Genomic DNA, 12,882 nt, shown 5'->3' on the forward strand with positions numbered 1-12,882 from the left:
GACACTCGCCCACACATGACTGCTGCGCAATTCACCGTTTTCTTCATCGCCGCCCTCGCCCTCACCACGCTGGCCAAGCTGTGGCTGGCGCGCCGCCACCTGGCGCACATCGCCGCGCACCGCGCCGCCGTGCCGGAAGCGTTCCGCGAAAAGATCCCGCTGCCCGCCCACCAGAAGGCCGCCGACTACACATCGGCCAAGGCGCGTCTCGACATGGCGGGCACGCTGTTCGATGCCGCGGTGCTGCTGGGCTTCACCATCGCGGGCGGCATCCAGTTCATCGCGGGCCTGTGCAATGGCTGGTTCGACACGCCGATCACCCAAGGCGTGGCGACCATCGTCGCGGTGCTGTTGCTCTCCTCGCTGCTGGAGACGCCGTTCGGCCTGTACCGCACCTTCATCATCGAGCAGCGCTTCGGCTTCAACAAGATGACCTTCGCGCTCTACCTCAAGGATGCGCTGAAAGGCCTGTTGCTCGGCGCGGCGCTCGGCCTGCCGCTGCTGTTCGGCGTGCTGTGGCTGATGGAGCGCATGGGCGCATACTGGTGGCTCTATGTGTGGCTGGTGTGGATGGCGTTCAACCTGCTGGTGCTGTTCATCTACCCCTCGTTCATCGCACCGCTGTTCAACAAGTTCACGCCGATGCAGGACGAAGAGATGAAGGCGCGCATCGAAGCCCTGCTCGCGAAATGCGGCTTCACCGCCAGCGGTTTGTTCGTGATGGACGGCAGCAAACGCAGCGCGCACGGTAACGCCTACTTCACCGGCTTCGGCAAGACCAAGCGCATCGTGTTCTTCGACACGCTGCTGGAGCGCCTGAGCGGCGGCGAAGTCGAGGCTGTCCTCGCTCACGAACTCGGCCACTTCAAGCGCCGCCATGTGATGAAGCGCATCGCCGCCAGCTTCGCCCTCAGCCTCGGTTTCCTGTGGCTGCTCGGCCAGCTGATGCAGACCGGCTGGTTCTACGAAGGCTTGGGCGTGACCACCCCATCCACCGCGCTCGCGCTGCTGCTGTTCTTCATGGTGATGCCGATATTCAGCTTCCTGCTGCACCCGCTGCTGTCAGCCTATTCGCGCAAGCATGAGTTCGAAGCGGATGCATATGCCGCACAGCAGACTGACAAGACGGATATGGTGAACGCGCTGGTGAAGCTGTACCAGGACAACGCCGCGACGCTGACGCCCGACCCGCTGTATTCTAAGTTCTACGATTCGCACCCTCCCGCAATGGAACGCATCGCCCATTTGCAGGCCCAATAGGAGACACCATGAGACTGGCGATTTCGATTGCACTGCTCTGTGCCGCAACGGCGGCTTCTGCCGACCCATTCCCCAGTGGCAACGCGCAGACCGGCCAGAAGCTGTTCGCGCAGTACAAGTGCGGCAGCTGCCACGCCGCGATGCTGGGCGGAGACGGCAGCGCGATGTTCACCCGCCCCGACCGCAAGGTGCACAGCGTACCGAATCTGATCGAGCAGATGCGCTTCTGCACCGGCAACGTCGGCGCGAACCTGACGCCGCAGGACGAACAACACCTCGGTGCCTATCTCAACCGTTACTACAACCTGAAGTAGGAGGGCATCATGGACACTACCGTATGCGACCTGACCACCAAGACATGCAAGCCCTGCGAAGGCGGGACTGCACCGATGACGCCGCAGGAAGCCGACAAACTTCTGAAACAGCTCGACGGCTGGCAACAATACGATCACATCATCAGCAAGACCTACCGTTTCAAGAACTATTATGAGACCATCGCCTTCGTCAACGCCGTGGCCTGGATGACGCACCGCGAGGACCATCACCCCGACCTCAAGGTCACCTATAACAGCTGCCAGGTGGAATACACGACCCACTCGATCCACGGCTTGTCCGAAAACGATTTCATCTGCGCCGCGAAAGTGGACGCGCTGTTCAAGATTTGAGCGCCTCAGTCCACGGCCAGGTCATCGCCGCCTTCGGCCGCCAGTACCTGACGCGTCTCGAAGACGGCAGCGAACTGGCCTGCCTGACGCGCGGCAAGAAAAGCGAAGTGGTGTGCGGCGACGTGGTGGAAGTCAAACGCACCGGCGAAGCCTCTGCGGAGAACGGCGCCCAGGGCGTGATCGAGCGCATCACCCCGCGCCGCTCGCTGCTGTACCGCTCCGACGCCTTCCGCGAAAAACTCATCGCCGCGAACGTGACGCAGATCGTCGTCGTGGTCGCCGCCGAACCCTCGTTCAGTGACGAACTGCTGGCGCGCTGCCTGGTCGCCGCGCACGATCAGCAGATCGAAGTGCTGATCGTACTGAACAAGTGCGACCTGGCCGAACCCGCCGCGCAGGCGCGCGCCCGCCTCGAACCCTATCGCGCCATCGGCTACCGCGTGCTCGAACTCAGCGCGAAGCAGGACGTATCGACCCTGCGTCCGCTCTTGCAAGGACACAGCAGCGTGCTGGTCGGCCAGTCCGGCATGGGCAAATCCACCCTCATCAACGCGCTGCTGCCCGAGGCGCAGGCCGCCACGCGCGAGATCTCCAGCGCGCTGGATTCCGGCAAGCACACCACCACCCATGCGCGCCTGTACCGACTGGATGACGAGAGCAGCCTGATCGACTGCCCCGGCGTGCAGGCGTTCGGCCTGCACCACCTGAGCTTCGGCGGAATAGAAGAAGGATTCGTCGAGTTCGCGCCGTACCGCGGCCAGTGCCGCTTCCACGACTGCCACCACCTGCACGAACCGGGTTGCGCGATACGCAACGCCGTCGAGGCTGGAAAGATCGATGCGCGCAGGCTGGAGCTGTTCCAGCAGATCAGCCAGGCCGGGTGTTAGCATCTACACTGAAGGGCTGGATTCAACCCAAACCGAATGATTGAAATTGGTTTGCAGACACTCAACTAATTGGACGTGTTTCGCACAATCAGACAGGTCAGAAGCGAAGGCTATGGTAAGACAGCCTCCTCCCTGAGAAATCGTTTCACTTCTGACTGGGATGGTGTGACTTGAGATATTTCCCGATGCTTCGTCTTAGCTTCTCTGCCGAGCATGTCTGCATTAAGTCGCTCAAAGTCTTCGAAGTAAGTACGATCGTTTTGCTTTTGTCTAAACTCTGCGATGAATCCCTGAGAGGCAATCCAATAACGTTCGACAAAATACGAGAATGAGCTGTCGACCGTATATACATCAACCCGATTAAGGCGTTGGTATGTTGCTACTTTTTCGAAGAAATCCAACACCCTCGTTTCAGATAGGTCCCGTTTACCCTCAAGAAGCTCTGTTGCCAATTCACGCCGTGCTCGCCGCATTTCGCTACTATCAAACTCCTTATCCAATTCAAGGGAAATAGTCGCATTTACGACCTCCCGCAAATCAACACGCAGCTGCCAAACACTCCAAATCGCAGTGGCAACACCAAACCAAGACGCAATTGCCATGACTATCGTCCATCGGACGATGCTGCTCGACTCGGATTGAACGCTACTATGGGTTTTAATCCAATAGGCCAAGCCAACCATGGCAGCGGCACCGCACACGATAACTAGTGCTATAAGAATTTGGGGGACATTTGTTTCTTACCAATTCTAATCAGTCAGCCCAAATTTCATTGCTGCAGGCTTAATGGCGAGATACGAAATTAGTGGTCCTAAGGGGAAGGTAGTAAAGGAGATAATCACCCAAATGCTGCTTTTCCCCAAGAAGCTTGCGACTGCCGCTAATTGGTAATGGTAGTTTAGATGTGAAGGAATCAGGATAAGTAAGCAAATAGCCACAACATCGTTTGGAGGCGGCTCATTTCGAGTAATCAATGCAAAAAAAATGAGGATCAGGGTAACGTTGACATAATTCGAAATGCGAAGCCTTCTCCAGAGAAGCATTCCTCGTGCTTTATCCATGCGTACCCCCATATCTTCAGATGGCGATGAGGAGCTGGAAGCACCAGGAAACTCCAAATCATCATCTCGAAAAATATCAGCCAAACTTCGAGCAACATATAAGCTGAAATATGTAAGTCACAGATCAGTAGATCGTAAACTACATCACAACCCCGTTATGGTCGGTCATGCCGAGTATCTGCTTCTGGCACATGATCACTATTCAACCGGGTGCGTGCAGTTCATTTGAAATTAGATTGCTAAAGACCTGGCCAGGTGTTAGGGCGTATTCTGAATGCAGATCACGCCCGGAAGGGCGTGATCTGTGCAACTGACTATCTTGATTCGATCTTGCGCCGGTATCAGTGATGCGATTTGGCAATCAACTTGAGCATCTTGGCGTTGATAACCAAAAAACGGAAAAACTGCCAAATCAGGCACGTCCTCATAAAGCGGGTGAATCCCGTCGGTGCCGGGGGATAGTAAGCCTGTTGGTAAGGCTCTCTGTTGGTGATGTCGCCCATGTTCTGCTCCTTGTATGTTCGTATTCAATCAATCCGGTATCAACGACCAGCCCGGACGCAGTTTGGCCTGATAGATGAAAGCATGGTGCAGCAGATACTTCATCCAGTGGCCTGCCAGCCCGATCTCACCGAAGGTCAGGTTCATGTCGCGACCGAATTCCGGATATTTCTCGTAGTTGGGCACCACCGGGAATACGGTCATGGTTGCTGCGGTTCCCCTGAAAATGTGCGACCCGGTGGATGCGACACATGCAGCCCCCATTTCGGCCATCGACGCAGTGTGAGTCGGCTTTTCGGCACCGTTCAGCATGTCGCGAATGCTCATGGCAACGGCTTTTGCCATCGCGGCGGAGGGCATGCCGGTTCTCGGGGCCGTCGGATTGATCGGCGTTCCATTGGCGCTTTGCATCGGCTTGCTGATCAAGTGCGGCGTCGCAAAGGCGATGCCGACCGCGAAGATGTTGCGGTAGGCCGGAGTCTGGTAAGTCCTTGGCCAATCCTTCGCGCTCCATTCCGAATAAGGACGCTGGGTGTAATCCGCATCGACCTTCATGAAACCATTGGGTGCAAACAACTGACTGGTGATGTCCGCCTCGGTCTTGTCGAAGGCCTTGAGTCCGACGCCCGCAAACGGAGGGATCAACATGGAGAAATCGAACTCCAGCTCGTGGAAACTGCCGTCCAGAGTCTCGTAGTGGATCTTCCCGGCTTCGACCTTCTTCACGTGTGCACGTGTTATCCATTCGATGCCGCGCTCGACCATCAGCGACTCGGCGAACGTCTTGCCGTTGGTGATGTATCCGCCTCGCTTGATATGCACGCCGCCCATGCCGAAATCGCCGAGCTCGTATTCGTTGCTCAGCCAGATGATGCGCGCCTTGTCGCGAACGCCGGCCTCGCGCAACGCATGGTCCACGTTGTAGATATACTCGAACGCCGCGCCCTGGCAGGTGCACATGCCGTGTCCCGTACCGATCACGATGTTCTGGCGCGTCCCCTTTCGCATGGCCTCTATACTCGCCTGCAATTTCTGGTTCGCCTCCAGCGCATGCTTGGCCGAGCAAACGGAAACGGTATGTCCGTGCTCAGGCCCCAGGCCCTCAGTGGCGCCGAAGTTCAACTTCGGCCCGGTGGCGTTCACCAGAAAATCGTAAGTTATGTTTTCCTGTGCGCCGGCCTTTGCCGGGTTGGTGTACTCGACGGTCACAAAAGGCTTTGCGCTTTCTGCATTGCCTTCCGGGTGGACAGATAACGCCTTGGCCTGACGGAAATCGACATTGGTCTTGCTGTACAACTCGGCGAGATCGAAAGTGACATCGTCCTCGGTCATCTGGCCCACGCCCACCCAGATGTTGGAGGGTATCCAGTTCCATTTGGCATTGGGCGACACCACGACGATCTCGTGACGTTTTCCTATCCATTTGTTGAGATATCTGGCAACGGTGTGACCGGATATACCCGCGCCCAAAATTACAACTCGCGACATTTCCTTCTCCTCCAGTGATGCTTCAATCACAAACAGATCATCAGTCAAAATCCGGCGATCACTCTGCGATCGGCCGGGCTCTGAAGAAGACCCAAGAGATGACCAGCACGATGCCGGGCATGTCCGAGATCAATCTGGCCGGCAGATAGCCAATGAAGATCTCGTACGCCGCTCCAATGCGCTGAGTTCCATCTCAGAGCAGCGCTGAAGCATATAATAATATAAGCATGTTCTAATTTGTGACATTTAATTCAGCCGGCCAAAGACAAGCGGTTAGACTCAAACTACTTGTTAAAAATCAGTTGGCTAACACGAGTCGCCGCAGGTCACTTCCCGCTTGCGGCCTCTTTCAGCACCACCCGCTCCACCTGCACGCTGGCATCACCATCGCCCAGCCAAACCTGTCCGTCCTGAATGGTGCATTGCAGGTTCATCGTGCGTTGCGCCAGCTCTGCCAGCGCCTGAGTGCTTTCCGGTGGCAGATTGATGATGGTGAGGTTCTTCTGCCGCTCTAACTGAGCGCTGTTCTGCGCGAACCACATGTCGGCGACGCGACCGCCGTAGCAGTACACCACCACCTGGTCGGCGCGGCCGCAGGCTTTGCGGATCAGCTTCTCGTCGGGCATGCCGACGTCGATCCATAGCTCGATCGCCCCGGTGAGATCTTTTCGCCATATGTCCGCGTCGTCGTCATTGGTCATACCCTGACCGAATTCCAGGTACTCGTGCGCATGCAGGGCGAACGCCAGCAGGCGTACCATCATGCGCTCGTCTGTTTCCGACGGATGCTGCGCCAAGGTAAGCGAATGATCCTGGTAGTAGTGACGCTCCATATCCGCGATCTGCAGATTGGCCTTGAAGACGGTTGCTTTGATTGCCATGAATTCCCTTATCAGTCCTGCAAAAATTGTCTGCTTATTCCACCACCCTGCCGCGCAGGCTCTTCACCATCCCGCGCTTCGCCTTGCTGTCCATGCGCTTCCGTTGCGAACTGCGTGTCGGTTTGGTGGCGCGGCGCTCGGCGGGTAGAACAGCGATGCTTTGCACCAGTTCTTTCAGGCGCCGCAACGCCTCGCCGCGATTCTTCTCCTGGCTGCGAAATTCCTGCGCCTTGATGATGATTACGCCGTCTTTGGTGATGCGCTGGTCGTTGAGATTTAGCAGGCGTGCCTTGAATTCCGGCGGCAGCGACGATGCGACTATATCGAAGCGTAGGTGCACCGCGCTTGAGACCTTGTTGACGTTCTGCCCGCCCGCGCCCTGAGCGCGCACGGCCGTGATCTCGATCTCGTGATCGGCGATGGAAATGTTATGGGAAATATACAGCATGCGACCTACGCAGCGACGACACGGATGAGCTCAACCGCCATCAACGCCACAACCCGCCCAACCAGTTGAGCAGCGCACGTATAGGGGACCTGGTCTCGCCAGCGGGCCTGCCTGCGGCGGATGGTGCGCGTTGCGGCGCTGCTCGCCGATGTGAGGCGGCTCCCTGCCCTTCGGGGATCTTGATGGCCGGCGCCGATACCTGGTGTGTTTCCGGCAACTGCACGACCTGCATAGCCAATTCGTTGACCAATGCGGATATCTCATCCGCGCGCGCCGGGTCGATGCACAACTCGCGCCACTCGTCCTCGCCGATCTCCTCGTTGGTATGTTCGGCGATCCCGAAATCCGGCAGCAACTTCTCGGCGACACTGACCAGCGCGACCAACGGATTGGCAAGCGCCACATCGCCGGGTCGCGGAGAGTGATGCAGTTCCACCACCTCGGCGATTTCGGAAGGAAGATGCCAGTGCCGCGCCAGCAGCGCACCGATGTGGCAATGCGTCACGCCCAGCAACTCCAGTTCGAGATCGTGGATGTGGCGCTTCGGTTGCAGGCGCATCTGGCGGTGCAGTTCGTCACTGGCCTGAAAGTCGAGGTGATGCAACACCATGAAACCGATATCGTGCAACAGGCCTGCCAGGAAGATCTGGTTTTCATCCGGACGTATCCGCCTCGGCATTTCCCGCGCGAGCGTATTCATCACGATGGCGATGGTCATACTGTGCGACCACAGGTCCTGCGGGTCGAAGTTCTTTGCCGCGGGCTGACTGGTCAGCTTGGACATGGTTGCGATGCCGATGGCCACCGACTTCAACCGTTTCAGCCCCAGCAGCATCGCCGCATCGCGGATGCCGGTGATCTTGCGCCCGACGCCCAAGGCGGGCGAATTGGCCAGACCGACGATGCGCGCGGAAAGCTGCGGGTCCTGTTCGATCAGGCTGAGCATCTGCGCCTCGCCCCGATCCGTATCCAGAGGCAGTGCAAGCAGCTTCTGCGCGATGGCCGGCATGGCGGGCAGCGAGTCCAGGTTGCCCAGAGCCAATTGCAGTTTGCTGCCTATACGGTCTTTGCTCATGTTTGAAGTGCCGAGAATAGTTACTGCAGCGGTAGAGCTGCTGCCGGCGCGATGGTTCCCATCGCTCAGCCCAGCAAGTTTGCCAGGGTCAGCAGCGACAACAGGATGATCCAGAACACCACCGAACGCCATACCAGCCCGACGGTACTTTGCATGAAGTCGGCATCTGCTTCGTCGCCGATGCCAAGTTCCGGACGGTCCAGCGGCAGGCCGCCCTGAGGGATGGGCATGCCCAGCCGCACGCCCAGCGCCCCGGCCCCGCTGGCGAGCAGGATGCCGGCTTCGGGATCGGGCCAGCTTGCTGCCTGGGTCCGCCAGCAGTAGGCCGTATCCTCGAAGTCGCCGACGATGGCAAAGGTGGCGGCAGTCAGGCGGAGCGGCAGCCATTCCAGCAGATAGGACGCCTGCCTTGCGAAACCGCCGAACTCGCCCAGTTCGGCGGCATCCTCCTCGCCCCAGCGCGCATACAGGAATTGCCCCAGACGATACAGCAGCGCGCCCGCCGCACCGCCCAGACCGAGCACGCTGAACAGCACGAACCAGACAATCACGCCGAACACGTTGCGGTGCGACGCAAGCAGCGCCTCTTCGATGGTGACGCGCGCCACTTCCTCGGCGTTCAACTCATGCGAGGGGACGCCGCGCCATTCGGACAGAAGGCGGCGGGCCTTGTCCAGTTCGCTGTCGCGCAGCGCCTTGTGGATATCGGTGAAATAGTGGCTGAACTGGCGGAAACCCATGGTGAGGTACAGCACCAGCACGTCGAGCGCCCAAGCGAACACCGGATGGGCGCGATACATCAGCCAGTACAGCACGACCACGCCCGCCAGCAGCGGCAGCACTGCCAGCAGCCAGGCGATCTTGCCGTGCCGGAATTCGCCTGCGTTGAAGTGGTGCTGGAAGAAATTCACATAGCCGGACAGCCAGCCATGCAGGTATTTTTGCGAGGACAGCGGCTGAAACTGCTCCAGAAGCAGGGCGGAGATTAATGCGAGAAGGCTCATGCCGCCACTATAAAACCAAGAGCCCTCCCTTGTCAGCCTTTAGCGCCTATTTCAGCAGATTTCATGCCTCGCGCCATTTGCCTGCGGGATGCGGACTCACTCCCGACCAATAACCCGCGCGAAAGAAAAAACCTGCCGGATCGACTCCGGCAGGTTTTTTTGTGCCTGCTTTACAACCTGGTGGTTCCGTACAACAACAGGGTCAGGCGATCATCCCCGCCGCGACGGTGTTGTTGGTCGCCTCGTCGATCACGATGAAGCTGCCGGTGGCGCGATCGGTGGCGTAGCTGTCGAATACCAACGGTTGCTGGATCTTGAGCGCAACGCGGGCGATGTCGTTCATGTTCAGTTTTTCGACCGCATGCTGTTCCAGTGTGTTCACGTCCACGCGGTAGTCGAGACGCGAGAACAGGCACTTCGCCATGCGCGTGGTGTGCTTGACGAGGTACTTGCGGTTCTTGTCCAGCGGCGCTTCGGACAGCCAGCACAGCGTCGCCTCGAATTCCTTTTCCACCTTGGGCAGATGGGCGCTGCTCTTCACGAACATGTCGCCGCGCGAAATGTCGATCTCCTCCTCCAGGGTGATGGTCACGGACTGGGGTGCGAACGCGGTCTGCAGGCTGCCGTCGTAAGTGACGATCTCCTTGACCTTGGTCGTGCGGCCGGACGGCAGGATGGTGACCTCGTCGCCCACCGACACTTCGCCCGCCTCGATGCGCCCGGCGAAGCCCCTGAAGTCGTGATATTCCTCGGTCTGCGGACGGCATACCCACTGCACCGGGAAGCGGAAGTCGCTGGTGTTCACGTCGTGGTCGATGGCGACCGTTTCCAGCAGCTCCAGCAAGGCCGGTCCCTGGTACCAGTCCAGGTTGTCGCCGCGCTCCACCACCATATCGCCCATCAGCGCGGACATCGGGATGCAATGCACGTCGTGCAGGTTCAGCTGGGCGGCGAACCTCTTGTACTCACCGACGATCTCCTCGAAGCGCGCCTTCGAATAATCCACCATATCCATCTTGTTCACCGCCAGCACGACATGCGGCACGCCGAGCAGGCTGGCGAGGTAGGAATGGCGCTTCGTCTGCGTCAACACGCCTTTGCGCGCGTCGACCAGGATGATGGCGAGGTTGGCGGTGGACGCCGCCGTCACCATGTTGCGAGTGTATTGCTCGTGCCCCGGCGTATCGCCGATGATGAACTTGCGCTTGGGCGTGGCGAAGTAGCGATAGGCCACATCGATGGTGATGCCCTGCTCGCGCTCGGCCTGCAGGCCGTCGGTCAGCAGCGACAGGTCAACCGCAGCCATGCCGCGGCGCTCGCTGGTCTTCGAGATCGCCGAGAGCTGGTCCTCGAAAATGGACTTGGAGTCGTGCAGCAGGCGGCCGATCAGTGTGCTCTTGCCGTCGTCGACGCTACCGGCGGTAATGAAACGTAACAATTGTGTAGTGTTGCTCATGATTAGAAATACCCTTCTTTCTTGCGCAGTTCCATCGAGGCTTCCGAGGTCTGGTCGTCCATGCGTGTCGCGCCGCGTTCGGTGATGCGTGTGGTCGAGGTCTCGGTGATGATCTCTTGCACCGTGCGTGCGGTGGATTCCACCGGCGCGGTACACGTCATGTCGCCCACCGTGCGGAAGCGCACAGAGAGTACTTCTACTTTCTCGCCCGGCTTCGGCTGCACCAGGTGCGACACCGGAATCACCGCGTTGCCGCGGCGGATCACTTCACGTTCGTGCGCATAGTAGATTTCCGGGATGTGCAGCTTCTCGCGCCCGATGTATTCCCAGATGTCCATCTCCGTCCAGTTGCTGATCGGGAACACGCGGATGTTCTCGCCTGCATGAACTCGCGTGTTGTAGATATCCCACAGCTCGGGACGCTGGTTCTTCGGGTCCCACTGGCCGAACTCGTCGCGGAACGAGAAGATGCGCTCCTTGGCACGTGCCTTTTCTTCATCGCGGCGCGCACCGCCCATGCAGGCGTCGAAACCGAATTCGGCGATGGTCTCCAGCAGTGTCACCGACTGGTAGGGGTTGCGAGGCTTGCTCTCATCCTTGATGACAATGGTGCCGCGCTTGATCGAGTCCTCCAGCGAACGCACGATCAGCCGCTCGCCCAGATCCTTCGCCAGCTTGTCGCGGCACTCGATCACTTCCGGGAAGTTGTGCTCGGTGTCGATGTGCACCAGCGGGAACGGGAACTTCGCCGGACGGAACGCCTTTTCGGCCAGGCGCAGCATCACGATGGAATCCTTGCCGCCGGAGAACAGCAGCGCCGGATTCTTACATTCCGCCGCGACCTCGCGCATGATGTGGATGGATTCGCTTTCCAGCGCGTCCAGATGGGTGAAGGTATGACTGCTCATATTTCTCTCTCTATTCTCAAACTTACTTGGCTGCAGTGAATTTCAGCGGCGTACTTTTGCCAACGTGCAAGCCGCACTCTTTGTTTTGCGGGTCCTCCCACCACCAGCGGCCGGAGCGGATATCTTCGCCCGGCGTGACGGAGCGCGTACAAGGCGCACAGCCGATGCTGGGATAGAACCGGTCGTGCAGCTTGTTGTACGGCACGTCGTTGGCCTTGATGTATTCCCACACCTCGGCGTTGGTCCAGTCCAGCAGCGGGTTGAACTTCTGCAGGCCGTGATCCGCATCGAAGGAAGACACTTCCAGCCCACCGCGCGTGACTGCCTGGTCACGGCGCATGCCGGTGATCCAGGCCTTCTTGCCTGCCAGCGCGCGCTTCAGCGGCTCGACCTTGCGGATATGGCAACAGCGTTTGCGCAACTCTACGCTGTCGTAAAAAGCATTCACGCCGTATTGTGCCGCATATTCCTCGACCAGCACGCTGTCCGGAAAATATATCTTCAGTGGCACGCTGTAACGCTTGCGCAGTTCCTGCATCAGGTCGTAGGTCTCCTGTGGCAGGCGTCCGGTGTCGAGGCTGAACATCTCGATATCCAGACCGTTCTTCGCGATCAGGTCGGTCAGCACCATGTCCTCCGCGCCCAGACTGTTGGCGAACGTCACCAGCGCGAATTCACGCACTGCCTGTTGCAGTACGGCAACCGTCTGTTCGATCTTTTGCTGCAATGCGCTCATGCCGCACCTCCGCGTTGCACCCGCCGAAACAGCGGTTGTCCTTCATCTGACGAAGCCTGGTAGCTGAGTGAAAAATCGCTCAAACCCTTCAGTGCCTCGTGTATGTCTTTATCCGCCCTCGGGGCAAATGCGTCGAAGCCGGCACGCTGCATGTAGAACAGCTGGTCGCGCAACACATCGCCTATGGCGCGCAATTCGCCGCGATAGCCCAATCGGGTACGCAGATGATAAGCGATGGAATAACCGCGCCCGTCGGCGAACTTCGGGAAGTTCACCGCGATCACGGCGAACTTCGCCAGATCGTCCTGCAGATCTTCCGCGCGCTCGTCGCTGTTCAGCCACACGCCCAGATCAGCGCGTTGCGACAGCTTGTCGCGTTGCGCCTGCCACACTTTCAGCGGCACGATGATCTTGCCGGAAGGAACGGCAACACTTTCCGTCGTATCGCCCTCATTCAATCGCAACACGCTCCAGTCGTCATCAACGACGGATTTATTTTTGATGATCATCGG

The 12,882-nt window shown here is 58.8% G+C and carries 16 protein-coding genes; 4 read left to right on the top strand and 12 right to left on the bottom strand.

From position 1 onward, the window contains the following. Positions 1-15: 15 nt before the first annotated feature. The 4 genes from FGKAn22_RS09125 to rsgA are packed head-to-tail and all read left to right on the top strand — an operon-like array spanning position 16 to position 2,812. Positions 16-1,260 (top strand): M48 family metallopeptidase, encoded by a 1,245-nt coding sequence (locus FGKAn22_RS09125; protein ID WP_212785337.1) that lies wholly within the window; start codon positions 16-18, stop codon positions 1,258-1,260. An 8-nt stretch (positions 1,261-1,268) separates the two neighbouring features. Next, on the top strand, positions 1,269-1,574 hold the full coding sequence (locus tag FGKAn22_RS09130; RefSeq protein WP_212785338.1) for a c-type cytochrome: 306 nt from the start codon (positions 1,269-1,271) through the stop codon (positions 1,572-1,574). A 9-nt stretch (positions 1,575-1,583) separates the two neighbouring features. Then, positions 1,584-1,925: a 4a-hydroxytetrahydrobiopterin dehydratase gene (locus FGKAn22_RS09135; RefSeq protein ID WP_212785339.1), complete on the top strand. Its 342-nt coding sequence runs from the start codon at positions 1,584-1,586 to the stop codon at positions 1,923-1,925. Beyond that, complete coding sequence (gene rsgA, locus FGKAn22_RS09140) at positions 1,922-2,812, top strand: ribosome small subunit-dependent GTPase A (RefSeq protein WP_212785340.1); 891 nt, start codon at positions 1,922-1,924, stop codon at positions 2,810-2,812. The genes FGKAn22_RS09135 and rsgA overlap by 4 nt, the downstream gene beginning before the upstream one ends. A gap of 110 nt (positions 2,813-2,922) precedes the next feature. On the opposite strand, the gene FGKAn22_RS09145 is transcribed toward rsgA, so the two are convergent. From FGKAn22_RS09145 to FGKAn22_RS09200, 12 genes are all read right to left on the bottom strand, one after another. Beyond that, positions 2,923-3,414, bottom strand: coding sequence for a DUF4760 domain-containing protein (locus FGKAn22_RS09145; protein ID WP_212785341.1), 492 nt, complete (start codon positions 3,412-3,414; stop codon positions 2,923-2,925). Between the two features lie 147 nt (positions 3,415-3,561). After that, positions 3,562-3,873 (bottom strand): hypothetical protein, encoded by a 312-nt coding sequence (locus FGKAn22_RS09150; RefSeq protein WP_212785342.1) that lies wholly within the window; start codon positions 3,871-3,873, stop codon positions 3,562-3,564. 341 nt (positions 3,874-4,214) lie between these two features. After that, a complete protein-coding gene (locus FGKAn22_RS09155) occupies positions 4,215-4,376 on the bottom strand; it encodes a hypothetical protein (RefSeq protein WP_212785343.1) in 162 nt (53 codons plus the stop codon). 28 nt (positions 4,377-4,404) lie between these two features. Continuing rightward, on the bottom strand, positions 4,405-5,862 hold the full coding sequence (locus FGKAn22_RS09160; RefSeq protein WP_212785344.1) for an NAD(P)/FAD-dependent oxidoreductase: 1,458 nt from the start codon (positions 5,860-5,862) through the stop codon (positions 4,405-4,407). A gap of 326 nt (positions 5,863-6,188) precedes the next feature. Continuing rightward, complete coding sequence (locus FGKAn22_RS09165; RefSeq protein WP_212785345.1) at positions 6,189-6,743, bottom strand: YaeQ family protein; 555 nt, start codon at positions 6,741-6,743, stop codon at positions 6,189-6,191. 34 nt (positions 6,744-6,777) lie between these two features. Then, on the bottom strand, positions 6,778-7,191 hold the full coding sequence (gene arfB, locus FGKAn22_RS09170; RefSeq protein ID WP_212785346.1) for an alternative ribosome rescue aminoacyl-tRNA hydrolase ArfB: 414 nt from the start codon (positions 7,189-7,191) through the stop codon (positions 6,778-6,780). 40 nt (positions 7,192-7,231) lie between these two features. Continuing rightward, the gene (locus FGKAn22_RS09175) at positions 7,232-8,266 is read right to left on the bottom strand and encodes an HDOD domain-containing protein (RefSeq protein WP_212785347.1); all 1,035 of its coding nucleotides are present in this window, start codon (positions 8,264-8,266) and stop codon (positions 7,232-7,234) included. A gap of 65 nt (positions 8,267-8,331) precedes the next feature. Further along, the gene (locus FGKAn22_RS09180) at positions 8,332-9,270 is read right to left on the bottom strand and encodes a CobD/CbiB family protein (protein WP_212785348.1); all 939 of its coding nucleotides are present in this window, start codon (positions 9,268-9,270) and stop codon (positions 8,332-8,334) included. 202 nt (positions 9,271-9,472) lie between these two features. Next, complete coding sequence (gene cysN, locus FGKAn22_RS09185) at positions 9,473-10,726, bottom strand: sulfate adenylyltransferase subunit CysN (protein ID WP_212785349.1); 1,254 nt, start codon at positions 10,724-10,726, stop codon at positions 9,473-9,475. 2 nt (positions 10,727-10,728) lie between these two features. Continuing rightward, positions 10,729-11,634, bottom strand: a complete 906-nt coding sequence (cysD, locus tag FGKAn22_RS09190; protein ID WP_212785350.1) for a sulfate adenylyltransferase subunit CysD — start codon at positions 11,632-11,634, stop codon at positions 10,729-10,731. A 22-nt stretch (positions 11,635-11,656) separates the two neighbouring features. Continuing rightward, positions 11,657-12,370, bottom strand: a complete 714-nt coding sequence (locus tag FGKAn22_RS09195) for a phosphoadenylyl-sulfate reductase (RefSeq protein WP_212785351.1) — start codon at positions 12,368-12,370, stop codon at positions 11,657-11,659. Next, positions 12,367-12,879, bottom strand: a complete 513-nt coding sequence (locus FGKAn22_RS09200) for a DUF934 domain-containing protein (RefSeq protein ID WP_212785352.1) — start codon at positions 12,877-12,879, stop codon at positions 12,367-12,369. Before FGKAn22_RS09200 ends, FGKAn22_RS09195 begins: the two co-directional genes overlap by 4 nt. Positions 12,880-12,882: the final 3 nt, after the last annotated feature.

The organism is Ferrigenium kumadai (genome assembly GCF_018324385.1).
GTDB classification, from domain to species: domain Bacteria; phylum Pseudomonadota; class Gammaproteobacteria; order Burkholderiales; family Gallionellaceae; genus Gallionella; species Gallionella kumadai.